Below are 17,942 nucleotides of genomic sequence, written 5' to 3' on the forward strand. Positions count from 1 at the left end.
CGGACCCACCGTTCCCGACGGCCGCTGCCGCAGCCGCTGCTGCCGGCGGCCCCCGGACGATCACAGAGGCTGACATGCGCAACGAACGCTGGGTCTACCGCTTCCTCTTCGCGTGGAACGACACACTGTTCTTCGACCCGCTCGACGTCTTCTACGAGCCGAACGCGGACCACTTCCTCGCCGCGTTCGACGAGCGGGTCCGGGCCCGGTTCGTCCGCAGCGGTATCTGGTGGAGCTTCCGGCACAACGAGAACCTGCCGGCGCAGGGCTGGAAGATCCACGTCTCGTCGAGCCACCGCCACGTGCGCGAGGTCGCCGCTTCGGTGATCGGCCACCTGACGGAACGCGAGATCGATTTCAAGATCGCTCTCGATCTCAACGTCTTCGAGATGCTCAACTCCAAGGCCATCTCCCGGGGCAGCGGCGGCAAACTCGTCACCGTCTACCCGCGCGACGACGACGAGTTCCGCACGTGCCTCGCGGACCTCGCCCGCCTCCTGAAGGGCGTCGAGGGTGCCTACGTCCTGTCCGACCTGCGGTACCGGGACAACAAGGCCCTCTACTTCCGCTACGGCCAGTTCCTCGACACCCACACCGTCGACGTCCTCGGCCGCAGGATGCCGCGGATCCTCGGACCGGACGGACCCGTCCCCGACGACCGGCGCCCGGGCCACGCGCATCCCTCCTGGGTGCCCTGGCCGTTCGACGACTGGCGGCCCGCCGACGAGGACGAGGGGGACGACGGCCTGCTCGGGGGCCGCTTCCGGGTGACCGGCGCGATCCAGTTCTCCAACAGCGGCGGCGTGTACACGGCCGAGGACACCGCGGACGACGACCGCCCGGTGCTGCTCAAGGAGGCCCGCCCGCACACCAACATCAACCCGCGGCAGGACCACGACGCCGTGGACATCCTGGGCCGCGAGTGGATGTTCCTGAACCGGCTGGCCGACGCGGGCTCGTACCCGGCGCCGATCGCGAAGTTCCGGCACTGGGAACACCACTACATCGCCGAGGAGTTCGTCGACAGCTCCGACATCCGCTCGGTGCTGCTGGAACGCAACCCGCTGGCGCGGCCGGGGTTCGACATCGAGCGGTCGCGGGAGTACCTGCGGATCTTCCTCGCCGTCTTCCGCGGGCTGGCCCGCGCCATCCAGGCCGCCCACGACCGTGGTGTGATCCTCACCGACTTCACCGCCGCGAACCTGCTGATCGACCCGGACACCTACGAGGTGACCATCGTCGACCTGGAGGCCTGCCGGCTGGCCGAGAGCGGTGCCGCCGCTCTGGCGAAACCGGTCGAGCTCTACACCCCGGGGTTCAGCCTCTCCCGCAACCGCTTCAAGGCGTACGGGCCGGAGGGCGACCGGTACGCCCTCGCGTCGACCATGGCGTACTTCATCTTCCCGATCGCCGCCATGTCGTACCTGCGCGAGGACGTCCTGGATCTGTACCGGATCTTCATCACCGAGGGACTGGGCTGGCCGGAGCGGGTGCACCGGCTGATCACCGACCTGGCTCAGGACCGGATGGACCTCACCGGCCTGCTGAAGGCCCTGGAGGACGAGGCCGGCCTGCTCGGCGCGGTCGAGGCCCTGCCGTCGCGCCCGGTCGTCGAGGAGCGGCTCGCCCTGGCGGAGACGGAGGCCGGGGTGGCCGCGTTCGTCGAAACGAGCGCCGACACCGGCCGCGACACGCTCTTCCCCGTGGACCCCTTCGCGCACGTCACCAACCCGCTGAGCCTGGGCTTCGGGGCGAGCGGAGTCCTGTGGGCGCTGCACGCCAGCGGCGTCCCGGTCCGGCCCGAATGGCGTGCCTGGCTGGGCCGCAGGCTGGCGGACATCGATCCGGCCGGCTACCCGGACGGTCTCATGAACGGCCTGTCCGGCATCGCCTGGGCGGCCGACTCCCTCGGGCTCGGCGTACCGGCCAGGGAGCTGCTGACCCGGGCCAACGAGCGGGCGGTGGAGAAGGGCGACCACACCTTCTACTACGGCCTCTCCGGGATCGGCATGACGAACCTGCGCTTCTTCCTGCGCGGCCACGACCCCCGCGACCTCGCCGCGGCGCGGGAGTGCGCGCAGGCGCTGTACGAGACGGCGCAGCGGGACGGCGGGCAGGCCCACTGGCTCAACGAGTTCACCGCGACGGAGCCGCTGACCGGCCTGGGCTTCGGGCAGGCCGGCGTCGCGATGTTCCTGCTGCGCATGCACCAGATCACGGGCGAGGCGCGCTACCTGCGGCTCGGGCGGGAGGCGCTCGCCTGGGAGATGGCCCACGCCGAGCCCATCGACGACGAGGGCGGCCCGGTCATGTTCGAGCACGAGGGGACGATGGAGCCCTACGTCGAGGTCGGGTCCGCGGGCGTGCTGAAGGTACTGCTCCGCTACGGGGACACGGACGCGGCCCGGACCGTCCTGCGCGGGCTGGACGTCCGGTACTCGGTGATGCCGGGCTACGCCTTCGGCATGGCCGGGGTCGCCGACGCGCTGCTGGACGCGGCCGAGTTCACCGGCGACCGGGCGTACCGCGATACGGCGCTGCGCCAGCTCGACTTCATCCGGAAGGTCTTCCTCTTCGAGCCCGCGGAACGTTTCGGGCTGCCCCGCGCCGAGGGCCGGCCGCCCCTGCTGGGACTGCCCGGTGAGGGGCTGCTGCGCTGCTCCACCGACTACCTGACCGGCTCGGCGGGCTTGCTGCGGGTGCTCCACCGGGTGAACCGGGGAGGCCCGGCCGACTTCCTGCTGGACGAGGTCGGGCGGTGAGGCAGCTCTGGCGCACGCTGCGGGGGCACCGGGCCCCCTTCGTGGTGATCCTCGTCGCCGAGGTCGCCACGAGCGGGCTGGAGGCGCTGCTGCACCCGCTGCTGCTCAAGGCCCTGTTCGACGAGGCGATCCTGACCGCCGACCTGCGGCGCTTCCTCTTCCTCGGGCTCACCTACCTCGCGCTCGGGCTGACCCTCAACCTGACGGGGTACTGGATCGCCTGCCGGCGCAAACGGTTCGAGAACGCGTTCACTCTGGTGCTGGAGACGGAGCTGCTGGCCCGCGCCCTCGGCCTGGACGGCCGGAAGGTGTCGCGGGCGGGCAACGCCTCGTACGTCAGCCGCATCCACAACGACGTGTCCCAGGGGGTGCTGCCCGCCGTCGACGTGTCCCTGCGCATCGCACGGCAGGCGGTCACCTCGGTCGTCTTCCTCGGGGTGCTGCTGTACCTGTCCTGGCAGGCCAGCCTCGTCCTGCTGGTGATCGTGCCGCCGCTGGTGTTCGTGAGCAACCGGCTCGGCAGGCGGATAGAGGAGAACACCGGTCCCGAACGCGAGGCGGAGGCCAGGTACGTCAACACGCTGACCCGGACCCTGGAGGCCTTCCCCGCCCTGCGCGGTCTGCCGTCGCTGCTGCCGGGGACGCGCCGCGCGAACCAGGACGCGCTGCGCGGCTTCCTCGGCATCACCTTCGTCAACTTCCGGCTGGCGCAGCGCCAGCGGACCCTCAGCGACCTGGTGATGAACCTGTCGGACACCGCTTCGATGATCGTCGGGGCCTTCTTCGTCTTCTCCGGCCGGATGTCCTTCGGCAGCTTCCTCGCCTTCGTCAACTCGCTGTGGCGGGCGGTGACCGGGATGTTCGACCTCATCAACATGATTCCGCAGGCCCGCCGGAGCACGGCCGTCCTCGAACGGATCGAGTCCCTGCGGGAGGCTCGGGAGACCCCGTACCACGACGAGGGGGCGCTGGTACGGGTCCGCGGAGCCCGTGTCGTGTACGGCGGCGCCGACGGGGACGGGCCCGAGGCCGGGGCGAGCGGGGCGTCCGGGGTGGCCGGGGTCTCGTTCGACGCCTTCGAGCTGCGCGCCGGCGAGCACGTGCTGCTGCGCGGCCCCAACGGCTGCGGGAAGACCACGCTGCTGCACATCATCTCCGGGACGCTCGCCCCCGACGCCGGGTCGGTCACCCTGCCGCCTCGGGTGGCGAGTCTGACCGCTCCGGTGAACCTGCCCCCGCTGCCGGTGCGCGACCTCGTCCCCGACGAGCGGCTGCGCGCCGCGCTGGACCTGGACGTGCCCGCCGACCAGCTGCCCTCGGAGCTGTCCTCGGGCCAGCGCCAGCGCGCCGGGGTCGCCGCGCTCCTGTGCGAGGACGCGGACGTGTACCTGGCCGACGAGCCGTTCGCGAACCTCGACGACCACGGCAGGGAGCTGGTGTTCCGGCTGCTGCGCGAGCGGACCGCCGGGCGCGCGCTCCTCGTCGTGCACCACGGGGACGAGGACCTCGACGGCCGCTTCGACCGCGTGGTGACCCTGACGGCCGGACACCCGCTGGCCCGCCTGTCCTGATCCCAGGACTCTAGGCCACCAGGTCGCGGGTGGCGGTGGCGAAGGCCGTCCGGTTCGGGTGGCCGGTCTTCTGCAGGAGGCTCGCCACGTGTTTCTCGACGGTGCGCAGCGAGATGTGCAGCCGGCCGGCGATGTCCTTGTTGCTGATGCGTTCGGCGACCAGCCGGGCCACCTCGAACTCACGGACGGTGATCCCGCAACGGCGCAGGTCCTGCGGCACCCGCTCGCTGCCCGTGCGCCGTTGCCGGACCGACGCGCCCATCCCGCGCAGCAGGGCCCGGCACGCTCCGGCGACCGCTTGGAGTCCGGCGTCGTGGAAGTACTCCTCCGCCTCGCGCAGCCACTCGACCGGCGTGCCCCAGCCGTCGTCGTACGCCGACTGCGCGACGAGGCGCAGACACAGCCTGCGTGCCATGGGGAAGGGTTCGGCCGCCTCGAGTGCCTTGCTTGCGGCGGCCGTCGCCTCGTCGGGGCGGCCCTCGCGGCCGAGCAGCACGGCGTGCGCCAGGCCGGTGAACTGGTGGTTCCAGCGGGTGGCGCCGGCGCTCGCGCGTGTGACCTCGGCGTGGTGGCGCCGCCCCATGCGGCCGGCCAGTACGCCGAGGAGCAGGATGATGCCGTGCTTGCCGAACTCGCCCGTCGCGGGATTCTCCGCGTCGTAGGCGAGGGCCTGCGCGAACTCCTGCCCGGCGGCCTCGTGCCGCTCCTCCAGCAGCGAGCAGAACGCCCGCGCCATCCCGTACGACATCGCGCGTAAGCCGGGCGCCGCGTCCAGCAGCGGGGCCAGCCGCTCCAGCGCTCCGCGCATCTCGGCGCGGCGCCCCTGGTGGGCGTACCGTACGGCCTCGGCGAGCCGCAGCATGGCCAGGGGGCGGCCCAGGCCGAGGCGTGAGGCATCGGCGGCGGCCTCCCGGATCCGGTCCCGGGCCTCGTCGAACCGGCCGTGCCGGATCCGGTCCAGCGCGAGGACGAAGCCGGTCTCGTGGGCCAGGGGCAGCAGGCCCATGCCCAGGGCCTCCTGCCGGGCCTGTTCGATCCGGTCGGGCCGGCCGTCGTGGCTCGCGGCGACGATGGCCAGGTGCACGTCGGCGGCCATGCGCGGGACGGGGAGCCGGCGGGCGAGGGCGATGGCGCGCGCCCGCCGCAAGTGGGCCGCGGCCGTCGGCTCGTCCTGTTCCCGGGCCAGCTGCCCGAGGAGCAGCAGGGCCCTGCAGGCCACGTCCGGCAGGTCGACGCGCTGGGCGGCTTCCAGGGCCCGGTGGGCGTAGCGGGTGGCGGTGCTCAGCCTGTCGGGGGCGAGCCGGCTCAGTTCCACGTGCACGGCGCAGAGGTCCACGAGGGCGGCGTACTGGTCGGCCGGGTGGCTTCCGAGCAGCGCGCGGGCGATGTCGAGGTGCCACAGGGCTTCCGCGGGGCGGCCCGTCAGGGTGGCGATGTCGCTGAGCCGGGCGTGGAGTCCGGCGCGCCGCTGGGCGGGGATGCCGTGCCCGCCGCCGTCGCCGCCGAGGGTGGACAGGATGGCCGCGGGCGCGGGCAGGCGGTCGAACCGCGCCGAGCGGGCGACGGCGTCCAGCAGCCGCTCCAGCACCGTGGCGTGCAGTTCGGGCGCGGTACCCGGTTCGACGAGCCGGTGGGCCCGGGTGAGCAGGTCCACCGCCCGGTCCACCGCGCCCTCGCCCGCCGCCCGCCCGGCCGCCTCGGAGTACAGGCGGATGGCCTCGGGGGTGTCGCCGGCGTGCTCGTGCAGCTGGGCGGCGTGCTCGCACCACGTCCCGGGCAGCCCGGGGTGGAGCTCGGTGAGGGCGCGCGCGGCCCGCCCTACGTACCGGGTTCGCTCCCCCGGGCCGAGATCGTCCCGCAGGGCCTCGGCCGCCAGCGGGTAGCGGAAGGTGTACCACTGGGCGCCCGGCCCGTCCGGCGTGATCAGGTACGAGGCGACGGCGGCGCGCAGGGCCGCGGACAGTTCGGCGTGGTCGCGGCCGATGGCGCGCTCCAGGACGGGCAGTGCGAAGCGCCGGCCGAACAGGGCCGCCATGCCGAGGAGTTCCACGCCGAGCGGGCCGAGCCGCCCGGCCTGGCGCCTGACGTTGTCCGCGACGGTGGGCGGCACGGACGGCGTCCCGGGGCCGAGGCGGTCGTGGCGGGCGGGGCGGCCGGTGAGGTCGTGGACGAGCTCCTTGACGACGAAGGGGATTCCGGCACTGCTGTCGGCCGCGCGGTGGACGAGGTCCGGGCAGACCTCGGCCGGGGGGACGCACAGCTCGGCCGCGATGAGCAGGTGCACGTCGGGGCGGCTGAGGGGGGCGAGGCCGAGCACCGCGGCGGCTCCGCGCTGGCGGGCCCGCGTGGCGAGTTCGGTCGCCGCAACGGGTGCGCATCCGGTGACGAGGAGGAGTACGGCCGGCTGGTGCCCGATGTTGTCGAGGAGGTATTCGACGACCGCCAGTGTTCCGGCGTCGGCGTCGTGCAGGTCGTCGAGGACGAGCAGGCAGCCCTGCCGTTCCCCGACGACGGCGAGCAGGCGCAGCATGGTTTCGGCGACCACGAGGTGCGGGGCGGCGTCGGCGTCCGTGTTCCGGGCGCCGGTCAGCAGCCGGGCCATGACCGGCCCGTAGCGGGCGAGTTCCGCCGGGTCCGGCAGCAGGCCGGCCCGGGACAGCAGGAGCAGCGCCTCGACCAGCGGCCGGTAGGGGACGGGGGAACCGACCGCGCTGGCCCTCCCCCGTACCGTGACCATGTTCGTCTCGGCGGCCATGGCGAGGGCCTCGGTGGCGAGCCGGGTCTTGCCGACACCGGGCTCACCGGTGACGAAGAGTGCCGTGCCGCGACCGGACCGGGCGGCCGCCAGCGCGAGCATGATCTGCCCCATCTCGGTTCCGCGGCCGACGAGTTCCCCTCGCCTCGGGTGCGGGCCGCCGCCCGGGCCCGCGGCGGTACAGTCCTCCGGCAGCGCCGGCCAGAAGATGGACACCGGCTCGTCCCCTTTCCGGCGGGCCGTCCGAGGCACCGCCGCGGACGACGATAGGGACGGTGCGTGTGCCCCCTGTAGCCGTCCGTTTGGGGGGCTTGTGGGGGTGGTCAGCCCGCGTCGAGACTGTCCTCGCGTACCCGTCGGGCCAGGTCGAGCTTGGTGTAGGTGGGGCGGCCCGCCTGCTGGTACTTGGCCTTGACCCGGTCCAGGTAGTCCTTGGCCGTGTGGACGGTGATGCCGGCGCGCCGGGCGGCGGATTTCAGGGTCAGTCCGGAGGCGTAGTCGAGGAGGATCTGGCGTTCCCGGGGCGAGAGGCGGGGGCGTGCGGGGCTGTCGTCGTAGGCGCAGGCGAAGGCGAGTTCCGCGGAGAGGGCGCCCTGGCCCGAGGCCAGGTCCTTGATGGCGGCGACCAGGGTGGGCAGGTCGTGGTCCTTGGTGAGGTAGCCGTCGGCGCCGGCCCGGACGGCCTCGATGATCCGGGAGCGGTCGGGCACCGTGCTGATCATCAGGACGCGGCTTCCGGTCCGCAGCAGCCGCCGGATGTTGTCGGCGGGGGCGGAGCCGTCGCGCAGGACGAGATCGAGGAGGACGATGTCGGGCGGCGAGTAGCCCGTGGCCCCGAAGCCGTACGGACGCTGGGCGTCCGGTGCGCCGAGGAGCTCCCCGACGGTGGCGGCGGTCGCCACGAGCCGCAGCTCCGGCACGCCGCCGAGCCAGGCCCGCAGGCCGTCGAGGAGCATCCGGTCGTCGTCGACCACCGAAACGGTGATCACCCGGGCCATCTCAGCTCCACCCGTACGCCCTCGCCGGGGGCGGTGTCCACGGTCGCCCGGCCCCCCACCTCCGCCATCCGGCCGTGGACCGAGCCGCGCAGGCCGAGGCCGGGCTCGCACCGCTCGGGGTCGAATCCGGGCCCCCGGTCGACCACGGTGACGACGGCTCCCCCGCGCGCGTCCGGGTCCCTGGTGGCGGTGAGGTAGGCGTGTCCGGTGCCCGCGTGGCGCCGTACGTTGTTCAGCGCCTCGCGGACGGCGTCCCCCAGCGCGGCGGCGACCTCGGGGGGCACCTGCGGCAGGTCGTGGTACTGGGCGGTGACCCGCAGCTGGAGGCTCTCGACGGAGCCGACCGCCTCCTCCAGGGCCGTGCCGATCTCCCGGTGGTGGACCTCCGCGGCGGTCTGCTGGATCAGCCGGCGCAGGTACGCGGCCTCGCGCGCGCAGCGCTGGCGCACCTCGGGGGCGTTGGCGTCGACCGAGCCGGAGGCCAGGGTGGTCAAGGTGGCGAGGACGGTGTCGTGCAGCACCCGGTGGTGTTCCAGCCGTTCGGCGTAGCGCGCCTTGTGGGCCTCGGCGGCCACCGCGCGGGCGTTGGCCTCGTCGAGGAGGCGGCCCTGGCGGAGCAGGTACCAGCGGAAGAGCCAGGTCATCACGGCCGAGGACACGATCGAGTTGAGATGGCCGAGAACGACGGCGGGGCTCGCGCCCACCGCCTGGTAGCCGATGAAGTGGGTGACCATGAGCAGGGCGATGACGGTGAGGGCGTGGAGCCGTTCGAGGGAGATGGCCGCGACGGCGCTCGCCGACCCGCCGAGCAGCATGGCCCACGCGATCGTGGGCGGTTCGCGCACTCCGCCCCAGGTGCAGAGGGCCAGGGGCAGTACGCAGCCGGTGACCAGGACGTCCGCCCAGATGTGCCGCCGGTCGAACCAGCCGCGCCGCAGGGCGGCGCCGTAGGTCAGCACGCTCAGTCCGAGGGCGGCGGCGAATCCCGCGTACTGCAGGGGGAGTTCCGAGCGGCGCTGGGCGACGGCGAGGGCGCCCACCGTCAGATGGCTCGCCCGGTACAGGAGGGTGGCCACGATCAGGAAGGACTGGGCGCGTTGCAGGCCCGATCCCACCCCGCCCTTCGCCCGTAGTGCCCGTATGCGCCGTACCGGTAAGGACAGCAACGCCAAGACCACACCCTCCCGTACCGATTTGCCCGTGACATCTGCCATTTTGCCCTAGCAGGTGCACGTCAAATAGGCGCGTACCGGCCTGCTCACGGGCTTGGCCGAGGTGTCGCCACAGGTCGGCCGGAAAGGTGTTCCCGACACCGGTCCGACGCCCGTCCGGCGCCGGTCCCGCGCCGGTCCCGCGCCCGTCAGAGGCCCGTTCGGTGCCGGTCCGGCGCCTATCCGGCCATGACGACGACGGAATGCCGGCCACTGGCCCCGTCGGGGAGGGTCGGGGTGCGGAGTTCCGTCTGGGTCTCGCCCGTCCGGTCGGTGGCGCGGACGGTGAGGGTGTGCGTACCGGACGTGGCCTGCCAGGAGTAGGACCACTGGCGCCAGGTGTCGTGGGAGTCCTCGGTGGCGAGATCGGTCTCCTGCCACGGTCCTTCGTCGATCTGGATCTCGACGCGGTCGATGCCGCGGTGCTGGGCCCAGGCGACCCCGGCCACCATCACCGTGCCGGTGGCGGGGCGGGCGAAGGGCTTGGGGGTGTCGATGCGCGCCTGGGTCTTGACCGGTGCACGCGCGGCCCAGGCGCGCTTGACCCAGTACGGGTCGTAGGCGTCGAAGGTGGTGAGCTCGATGTCCTCGATCCACTTGCAGGCCGACACGTACCCGTACAGGCCGGGGACGACCATCCGCACCGGAAAGCCGTGGGCGAGCGGGAGCGGCTCGCCGTTCATGCCGACCGCGAGCAGGGCGTCCCGGCCGTCCATGACGTCCTCGACCGGAGCGCCCAGGGTCATGCCGTCGACGGAGCGGGCCACCAGCTGGTCGGCGGGTCCGCCCTGCGACGGGGGCTGTACGCCGGCCTCCGCGAGCAGGTCGCCGAGGCGGGCGCCGAGCCACCTGGCGTTGCCCGCGTACGGTCCGCCGACCTCGTTGGAGACGCAGGTCAAGGTGATGTCCCGCTCGATGAGCGGGCGGGCGAGCAGGTCCTCGAAGGAGAGGTTCAGCTCGCGGCGCACGCCCTTCCCGTGGATCCGCAGCCGCCACGTCCCGGCCGGGACCCTGGGGACGACGAGCGCGGTGTCGACGCGGTAGAAGTCCTTGTTCGGTGTCGTGAAGGGGCTGATCCCCGGTACGCGCAGGGCCGCGCCCGGGGGCAGGTCCGGTGCCGGTGACGCGGGGGCCGGCAGGACCACGGCCGCCCGGGAGGCGCTCGCGTCGCCGGAGTGCGACGAGTTCAGGGCCCGGCCGACGGCCCCCGCCCCGCTGCCGAGCGCCGCGGCGGCCCCCGTGAGCAGCAGGAAGCGGCGGCGGCTCCAGCCGGTGCTCTCGCCCGTCGGCCCTGCCGGGGGCGGGGCGGTCACGAGCGGTCCGGTCAGTACGAACAGCGCGGCGGCCCCCGCCAGGCCGCCGGCCAGGGACGGCAGGGCGTCGGCGAATCCGGCGGAGTCCGGCCGGTTCAGCGCGGCCACGGCTCCCACCAGGCCGAAGAGGAACACGCCGGCCGCCGCGGTCCGCCGCCCGCGCAGGGCGAGCAGGCCGAGGGCCATCGCCAGGAGGGCCGTCACGGCGAGGATCCCGAGCTGCAGGACGAGTTTGTCGTCGGCCCCGAAGGTGCGGATCGCCCAGTCCTTGACCCCGGCGGGTGTGCGGTCGATGGCCGCTCCCCCGATGGCGGTGACCGGACCGGCCTCGGGCCGGATCCCGGCGGCGGCCAGTTCCGCCAGCGCCAGTGCCGCGTAGCCGGACACCAGCCCGGCCAGCGCGGCCGCCGCTCCCCGCTCGATGACTGCCATGTCGATGCTCACACCGGTGACTTCGCAGCGCTGCCGCCGCCGGATTGGTCGTTCACCCCCTGGGGGTGTCCTGCCGGCCGGCGGAAAAGTCCGACGGGTGGGCCACGGCCCTGCCTGGGCTGGGCGGATGGACGGGATACAGGTCGTGGCCGACCAGGCCGAGCACCGGCTTCGCGGTGCTGGACGAGTACCGCTCGCTCGGCCTCCAGGCGGTGTCTCTTCCGGATCTCGCGAGCCCGGCCTGATCCGCAGGACACCCCCTGGGCGCGGCGCCTGAGTACGCGTACTCATGCCTGCCCGCGGCCGGCTCGACATGATGCGGCCATGATCGATTCCCTGACCGAACCCCGATCGTGGCGTGACTGGCGACCCTGGTCGCGCCGGACGTCCCTCGGCGCAGACCTGGCCATCGGTATTCCCCTCCTACTGCTCGGGGTGGGATGGCTCGTGCTGGACTTCATGTTCGGGCACGGCCTGGAGGTCTGGGCCGCGCAGGGGAACCGGGAGCGGATCGACGCGGCGGACCTCGCGCACATCGCGCGGATCCAGCATTACCTCGTGGCCGTGCTCGTGATCGCGGCCCTCGCGCTCGTGTTCCGTGCGCGCTGGACGGCGCTGACGCAGTTGCTCGCCGCCACCCTGGCCGGAGCACTGCTGATGTTCACGCAGCACAGCTGGGACCGCTCCCATCCCAGCCCGGCCGGTGCCGCGTCGGAAGGCACTTCGCGCTATCGCGAGAACAACGGCTTCCGTATCCCCGGTGACATGTCTCCTGCGAGCGCGCAGGACGCGCAGCGGGACGCCGACCGCATCGAGCCCGTCCTCGAACGGCTCTGGGACGGCGGGACGTGGGATCCGGCGAGCGTGCGCGCGGCGCTGCTCGAGGTCGGGTTCCAGGAGGAGCGGTTCGGGCCGAAGGGTGAGTGGCTCGGCGGAACCCTCAGCGTGCGGGACATGGGGCCGCGCTTCGAGACCGACCACTACGTCACGCCCGAGGGCGCATTGGTCGGCGTCCGGGTCCATGACGACGCCTGCGTCACCGCCTACGTGCAGAAGACCAACTATGTGGTGAAGACCAACGGCCCGTACCCCGAGGGCGGTTGCTTCGAGCCGCCTGCCGGTCACTGACCGGCGAACCGCTGAAGAGCGCGCGCCGAGCAGCAATGACACGCTCGTCCTCGCCGACGCGCTGGGGTTGCTGCTGGTCGCAGGGGTGGTGGTGAACATCCGGCGCCGGGCGGGCCTCAGTCCCGGGTGACCAGGCCGGTGACGAGCGCCGCGGTGCGCCGGTGCCAGGCGCCCGCGCCGCGGAGCATCGCGTGGCCGCCCGTGGACATCGGGATGGCGGTGGCGTCGGCGCCCGCGAGCCGGGACCGGCGGACGAACTCCCAGGACCCGGCGGCCGAGGTGACCCGGTCCTCCTCGTCGTGCAGCAGGTAGAGCCGTCGGCCCGCGAGGTGGTCCACCGGTTCGCCCGGCGGACACCAGGGGGCGAGGGCCACCACGCCGTGCACCAGGGGCGCGCCGGCCGCCCGCAGCGCCGCCCGGCCGCCCATGGAATGGCCGACCAGGACCACCGGTACGTCTCCGGCGAGTCCCCGCAGCCGCGTGAGGGCCGCCTCCGCGTCCCGGGCGGCGTCGCAGCGGGAGCCGTTCCAGCCGCGGTGGCGGTAGCGCACCTCCGCCACCAGGACATCGCGGCCGCGCGTCGCGCGGACGACGGCGGCCGCGAAGGGCCGCATCCGCAGCGCGGGCAGGTTGACCAGGGGTGGCGGCTCCGGCCCCTCCTCGCGCCCTCCGTGCAGCAGCAGGACCGCGGCCGCCGGGGTCGCGGGGGACGTACGGAGCACGAGGGCGCGGCCCTCGCCGGTGGCCTCCGTGCCCCGCTCGGTCCCGGCGCTCACCCCGCCTCCCGGGGTATGCGGCGCGGCGGGCGCGGGAAGAACCCGCTGGTGCGGGCGGCGTAGGCGGCGTAGCCGGGCCGGTCCGCCATGTGTGCCTCCAACAGTCTCTTGCCGCTGCCCCAGATCAGCAGCGCGCTCATCACCAGCGGTGAGACCAGTGTGAGTGCCGCAGTCTGCCAGGTCGCGCAGGCCAGCAGATAAAGGCCCCACCAGACGAGGAAGTCGCCGAAGTAGTTGGGGTGCCGCGTCCAGCTCCACAGACCGCGGTCCATGATCGTTCCTCGGTGCTCGGGGCGTTCCCTGAAGCGGGCCAGCTGGAGGTCGCCGACCGCCTCGAAGAGCAGTCCGGCCGCCCAGAGCAGCAGGCCGGCGGCGGCGAGCGGCCCGAGCGGAACGGGCACGTACGACGCGGCCTGTACGGGCAGCGAGACGAGCCAGACCAGCGCGCCCTGGAGGAGGTAGACCTTGCGCAGGGCGTAGAGCCGGGTGCTGCCCGGCGCCCGGGCGAGCATGCGGGCGTAGCGCGGGTCCTCGCCGTGCCCCCGGCCGCGCCGGGCGATGTGCAGGGCGAGGCGCAGTCCCCACACGACGGTCGCCGCGGCGACGGCGAGACGCCGGCCGTCGTCGCCGTACCCGCTCGACAGCAGCCAGCTGGTGAGCGCCACCGCGGCGAAGGCGGCTCCCCAGGCGATGTCGACGATCCGGTGCAGGCCCTTGACGGCGGCCACGGCGAAGGTGACCAGCATGACGGCGAAGGCGGCGCCGGCCGCGGCGGCGAGGTTCACGGACAGCGCGCCCCCGTCGACGCCGGTCGCCAGGGCCTGGGCCTGGGTCGCGACGGTCATCGGGGCTCCCCTGGCCCGTGCCGGTCGGCGGTGAGCAGGAGTTGGCGTACGTCCAGGTAGCGCGAGCGGAACCCGGCCTCGGAGTAGGCGAGGTAGAGCTCCCACATGCGGTGGAAGGTGCGGTCGAAGCCGAGGGCGGAGACGGAGTCGGCCCGGCGGTCGAATTCCTCGCGCCACAGCCGCAGCGTCTCCGCGTAGTGGTCGCCGAAGCCGTCGTCCGCCACGGTGCTCAGCCCGGCCGCCGCGCTCGCGCGGGCGATCGCCTCACGGGAGGGGATGAGGCCGCCGGGGAAGATGTACTTGCTGATCCAGGTGTGTGTGCGGGCGGTGAGGAGCATGCGCTCGTGCGGCATGGTGATGGCCTGGAGGGCGACGCGGCCGCCGGGGGCGAGGAGCCGGCGCAGGGCGGCGAAGTAGGTGGCCCAGTACTCGGCGCCGACCGCTTCGATCATCTCGACGCTGACGACGGCGTCGAAGGCGCCTTCGACGTGCCGGTAGTCGCGCAGTTCGACGGTGACGCGGTCGCCGAGGCCGGCCGCGGCGATGCGTTCTCGGGCCAGGTCGCGCTGCTCGGCGGAGAGCGTCACGGTCAGCACGTCGGCGCCCCGGGAGGCGGCCCGGATCGCCAGCTCGCCCCAGCCGGTGCCGATCTCCAGCAGCCGGGTGCCCGGTCCGACGTCCGCGAGGTCGAGGAGCCGGTCGATCTTGCGGTGCTGGGCGGCGGTGAAAGTGGCGGGTGACGCGGGGAAGGCGGCGAAGACCGCCGAGGAGTAGCTCATGCTCCGGTCGAGGAACAGGGTGAACAGTTCGTTGGACAGGTCGTAGTGGCGGTGGATGTTCTCCCTCGCCCCCTCGGGGGTGTTGCGCTGCTGCTCCGGGCGCCCGCGCACCCAGGCTTCGCGCAGTCGGCGCAGCGGCGCCGGCACCAGGTCGTCCACGTGGGTGGCGAGCACGGTCAGCGCTCCGACCAGGTCGTCGCTGTCCCATTCCCCGGCCATGTACGACTCGCCGAAGCCGATCAGGCCGTCCGCGCCGATCCTGCGGTGGAAGGCCTCGGGGTCGTGGAGGGTGAGGGTGGGCAGCGCTCCCGCCTGCCGGGGGACCCGGTAGGCGGGCGGCTCTCCGCCCCCGTGCCGGACCCGCAGCGGGAGCCGGGCGAGGGCGCGGCCGATGATCCGCTCGGCGACGGCGGTACGCAGGGCCGAGGCGCGGGGCGGCCGGGCCACGTCGGGCCAGCGCGCCGGGTCGACGGGTGCGGGCGCGCTCTCGCGGGCCGGGAGGTACGAGACGGTCACAAGGTGCCTTCCTGCGTGGGACGGACGGGACGGGGGCGGACCGGGAGGCCGCGGAGGAAGAGGCGGATGCCGTGGAAGCGGATGCCGGCGGAGACCCGGGCGGTGGAGAAGGGGTGGCGCAGGGCGGCGCCGAGCAGGGCGCGGGCGCCGGCCGGGCGGTGGCGGCCCGTCACGGTCGCGGTGAAGGGGCAGGTTCCGTCGTCCTGGCGCAGTTGCACGGTCAGGTCGAGCCGGTCGCCGGGGACGGGCAGCCGCATCCGGTAGAAGCCCTCGACCGCGAAGAACGGCGAGACGTAGAAGTCCTTCGGGACGTCGGTCAGTCCGTCGGCGCCGGGGCGCAGCAGGTAGCAGTGGCGCTCGCCGTAGGTGTTGTGGACCTCGGCGACGACGCAGACCGGGGTACCGGCGCGGTCGTGGCACCAGTAGAGGGTCAGCGGGTTGAAGACGTGCCCGAGGACCCGGGCGTGGGCGAGCATCAGGACGTGCCCGTCCGCGTTCTTCACGCCGTGGGCGGACAGCTGCGCCTCCAGGCCCGCGCGCAGGGTGGGTGCCCGGCCGCCGAAGTGGTCCCGGGGGTCGAACCGGGCCAGCGGGCGCAGCGCCCGGGGGATGCGGGGCGGCTCGTCGATGTCGATGAGCCACAGGTAGGTGCGCTGCTGGAAGGCGTGGCGGACGGGGGTGGTGCGGGCGTGGGCGACCGTGCACTCGTACAGGGCCGGTACGCGGGGCGGGACGGCCCGCCCCGCGGGGCTGTCGTTCACCACCTCACCCCCAGGGCCTCGGCGGCGGCGACGCCGGAGAGGCAGCCGTCCTCGTGGAAGCCCCAGCCGTGGTAGGCACCGGCGAAGGCGGTCACGGACGTGTTCAGCCGGGGCAGTTCCTGCTGCGCGGCGACGGACTGCGGGGTGTAGACGGGGTGTTCGTACACCATGCGGGCGATCACGTCGAAGGGGTCGACCCGGCCGCGGGCGTTGAGGGTGACGATGTGCGGCTCGGCGGTGGGCAGCCGCTGGAGCCGGTTCATGTCGTAGCTGACCTGGACGGTCTCGGGCCGGGCCGAGCAGGAGGGGAGCCAGTAGTTCCACGAGGCGCGCGCGTGCGCGGAGCGCGGCAGCAGCGAGGTGTCGCGGTGCAGCACGGTGGGATTGCGGGAGTAGGTGAACGCGCCGAGGATCCGGATCTCGTCCTCGGTCGGATCGGCCAGCAGGCGCAGCGCCTGGTCGGGGTGGACGGCGACGACCACGGCCGCGTACGGGGTCGAGTCGCCGTCCGGGGTGAGCACGCGCGCGTGGTCGGCGGCGCGCACGACGGCCCGGACCGGGGTCGAGGTGCGGACGGAGGTCAGGTGCTTGGCGGCCTTGGCCACGTAGCTCGCCGAACCGCCCGTGACCGTACGCCACTGCGGGGATCCCTTGACGGACAGCAGTCCGTGGTGGGCCAGGAAGCGGAAGAGGTACCGGGCGGGGTACTGGAGGGCGGTGTCCGGTGCGCACGACCAGACGGCCGCGACGAGCGGGATGGCGAAGTGTCCGACGAAGTAACGGGAGAAGCCGCGCCGGTCGAGGAACTCCCCCAGGGTCTGCCCGGTGTCGGGGGAGGCGAGCAGCTGCCGGGCGGCGCGGTGGAAGCGCGGGACCTCGGTGAGCATGCGCAGGTGGCGTCCGCGCAGCCAGTTGCCTCCGCCGAGCAGTCCGGCCGCGCCCCGGGCGCCCGCGTACTCCAGGCCGCAGCCGTCGCACCGGACGGACATGCTCATCTCGGATTCCTGGGTGGTGACGCCGAGTTCGCGGAACAGCCGCAGCAGGTGCGGGTAGGTGCGCTCGTTGTGCACGATGAATCCGCTGTCCACGTGGACCGTTCCCGCGTCCTCGGTGGGCAGTTCATGGGTGTGGGCGTGGCCTCCGAGGCGGTCGTCCGCCTCGTACAGCACCACGTCGTACGTGCGTTGCAGGATGTGGGCGGCCGTCAGCCCGGCCACGCCTCCGCCCACCACAGCGACTCTCCTCCGGTCCACGTCACTCAACCCCTCGCGCTCGCCTGCCCCGCACGGCCGGTGCCGGGCGTTTCACGGGTACTTCGGTGCCGGACGGCCGGCGGATGGGATCTTGTTTCGACGGCTGTCGGGGACCGGCCGGCTCCACCACCTCCACCGGCGCTGCCGCCGGTGCTGCCGCCACCGCGGGCCTCGCCGCCGAGGCAGTGGCGCATCCGGTGCAGCCCCCGGCGGGCGTGGCTCTTGACGGTGCCGAGCGGCAGCCCGGTGCGCTCCGCGATCTGGGCCTGGGTCAGGTCCGCGTAGAAGGCCATGGCCAGCACCTCCCGCTGTGCGCGGGGCAGTTTCGCCAGTTCGCCGGTGACGAGGAGCCGGTCCAGGACGGTTTCCGGGCCCGCCGCCGGCTCGCCCGTGGGCGGCAGGGCGGCGCCGGCCGCGGCGGCCAGGTCGAGCCGGCGGGTACGGGCCGTGAGCGCGTCGGCGATCTTCCGCCGGGTGATGCCGACCAGCCAGCCGGGGAACGGTCCGCGCTCGGGCCGGTAGCTGGCGCGGCCCTGCCAGGCGGCCAGGAAGACCTGCTGGCTGACGTCCTCGGCCTCCCTGGAATCGCCGAGGGTGCGGGCCGCCAGGGTGAGGACGAGCCCGCCCCAGCGCCGGTACGCGGCGCTCAGGCACCGCTCGTCGCCGCGTACGAAACCGTCGGCGACCTCGTGGTCGAGGAGCCGCTCCCGGTCCGCGGTCGCGGGGGACGGCCGGACGGTGACGCTCGGTGCGCTCATGGCGACTGCTCCTCGTGGCCGGGACGCGGGACCGGGTTCCCGTCCAGATTCCGCCCCGCCCGCGCATCGATTCCACTCGCATCG

12 protein-coding genes and 1 pseudogene are annotated in these 17,942 nt (G+C 73.7%); 3 read left to right on the plus strand and 10 right to left on the minus strand.

The annotated features are described in order from the left end of the window. Positions 1–74: 74 nt before the first annotated feature. Both lanKC and ACZ573_RS28445 read left to right on the plus strand, forming a co-directional pair. On the plus strand, positions 75–2,762 hold the full coding sequence (lanKC, locus tag ACZ573_RS28440; RefSeq protein WP_471309287.1) for a class III lanthionine synthetase LanKC: 2,688 nt from the start codon (positions 75–77) through the stop codon (positions 2,760–2,762). Continuing rightward, complete coding sequence (locus ACZ573_RS28445) at positions 2,759–4,333, plus strand: ATP-binding cassette domain-containing protein (protein WP_471309289.1); 1,575 nt, start codon at positions 2,759–2,761, stop codon at positions 4,331–4,333. Before lanKC ends, ACZ573_RS28445 begins: the two co-directional genes overlap by 4 nt. A gap of 10 nt (positions 4,334–4,343) precedes the next feature. Here the strand turns inward: ACZ573_RS28445 and ACZ573_RS28450 are convergent, their stop codons facing one another. From ACZ573_RS28450 to ACZ573_RS28465, 4 genes are all read right to left on the minus strand, one after another. Further along, complete coding sequence (locus ACZ573_RS28450) at positions 4,344–7,304, minus strand: helix-turn-helix transcriptional regulator (RefSeq protein ID WP_471309290.1); 2,961 nt, start codon at positions 7,302–7,304, stop codon at positions 4,344–4,346. Between the two features lie 107 nt (positions 7,305–7,411). Beyond that, the gene (locus ACZ573_RS28455) at positions 7,412–8,086 is read right to left on the minus strand and encodes a response regulator (RefSeq protein ID WP_301372785.1); all 675 of its coding nucleotides are present in this window, start codon (positions 8,084–8,086) and stop codon (positions 7,412–7,414) included. Next, positions 8,074–9,300, minus strand: coding sequence for a sensor histidine kinase (locus tag ACZ573_RS28460; RefSeq protein ID WP_471309292.1), 1,227 nt, complete (start codon positions 9,298–9,300; stop codon positions 8,074–8,076). Before ACZ573_RS28460 ends, ACZ573_RS28455 begins: the two co-directional genes overlap by 13 nt. Positions 9,301–9,476: 176 nt before the next feature. Further along, complete coding sequence (locus ACZ573_RS28465) at positions 9,477–11,042, minus strand: molybdopterin-dependent oxidoreductase (RefSeq protein ID WP_471309387.1); 1,566 nt, start codon at positions 11,040–11,042, stop codon at positions 9,477–9,479. Positions 11,043–11,366: 324 nt separating this feature from the next. Between ACZ573_RS28465 and ACZ573_RS28470 the strand changes: the two genes are divergently transcribed. Then, positions 11,367–12,170 carry a DUF6234 family protein gene (locus ACZ573_RS28470; protein ID WP_471309296.1) on the plus strand — a complete coding sequence of 268 codons (804 nt, stop codon included), beginning with the start codon at positions 11,367–11,369 and terminating at the stop codon, positions 12,168–12,170. A 116-nt stretch (positions 12,171–12,286) separates the two neighbouring features. Here ACZ573_RS28470 and ACZ573_RS28475 read toward each other — a convergent pair whose 3' ends face one another. The 6 genes and pseudogenes from ACZ573_RS28475 to ACZ573_RS28500 all read right to left on the minus strand — a co-directional run. Further along, complete coding sequence (locus tag ACZ573_RS28475; RefSeq protein WP_471309298.1) at positions 12,287–12,946, minus strand: alpha/beta fold hydrolase; 660 nt, start codon at positions 12,944–12,946, stop codon at positions 12,287–12,289. After that, entirely contained in the window at positions 12,943–13,692 is a 750-nt protein-coding gene (locus ACZ573_RS28480) for a DUF1295 domain-containing protein (protein WP_471309390.1), read from the minus strand. The genes ACZ573_RS28475 and ACZ573_RS28480 overlap by 4 nt, the downstream gene beginning before the upstream one ends. 95 nt (positions 13,693–13,787) lie before the next feature. Next, entirely contained in the window at positions 13,788–15,086 is a 1,299-nt protein-coding gene (locus ACZ573_RS28485; protein WP_471309301.1) for a class I SAM-dependent methyltransferase, read from the minus strand. Continuing rightward, a complete protein-coding gene (locus ACZ573_RS28490; RefSeq protein WP_471309304.1) occupies positions 15,083–15,847 on the minus strand; it encodes a DUF1365 domain-containing protein in 765 nt (254 codons plus the stop codon). Before ACZ573_RS28490 ends, ACZ573_RS28485 begins: the two co-directional genes overlap by 4 nt. After that, positions 15,844–17,079 (minus strand): NAD(P)/FAD-dependent oxidoreductase, encoded by a 1,236-nt coding sequence (locus tag ACZ573_RS28495; protein WP_471309307.1) that lies wholly within the window; start codon positions 17,077–17,079, stop codon positions 15,844–15,846. The genes ACZ573_RS28490 and ACZ573_RS28495 overlap by 4 nt, the downstream gene beginning before the upstream one ends. 200 nt (positions 17,080–17,279) lie before the next feature. Continuing rightward, a pseudogene (locus tag ACZ573_RS28500) lies at positions 17,280–17,858 on the minus strand (sigma-70 family RNA polymerase sigma factor); the annotation flags it as partial. Positions 17,859–17,942 lie beyond the last annotated feature (84 nt).

The organism is Streptomyces sp. NPDC040545, from assembly GCF_055595065.1.

Bases quoted from the DNA above. Each gene is read 5' to 3' on its own strand.
- lanKC (WP_471309287.1), top strand. From the start codon at position 75: ATGCGCAACGAACGCTGGGTCTACCGCTTCCTCTTCGCGTGGAACGAC.
- ACZ573_RS28460 (WP_471309292.1), bottom strand. From the start codon at position 9,300: ATGGCAGATGTCACGGGCAAATCGGTACGGGAGGGTGTGGTCTTGGCG.
- ACZ573_RS28455 (WP_301372785.1), bottom strand. From the start codon at position 8,086: ATGGCCCGGGTGATCACCGTTTCGGTGGTCGACGACGACCGGATGCTC.
- ACZ573_RS28480 (WP_471309390.1), bottom strand. From the start codon at position 13,692: ATGCTGGTCACCTTCGCCGTGGCCGCCGTCAAGGGCCTGCACCGGATC.
- ACZ573_RS28470 (WP_471309296.1), top strand. From the start codon at position 11,367: ATGATCGATTCCCTGACCGAACCCCGATCGTGGCGTGACTGGCGACCC.
- ACZ573_RS28465 (WP_471309387.1), bottom strand. From the start codon at position 11,042: ATGGCAGTCATCGAGCGGGGAGCGGCGGCCGCGCTGGCCGGGCTGGTG.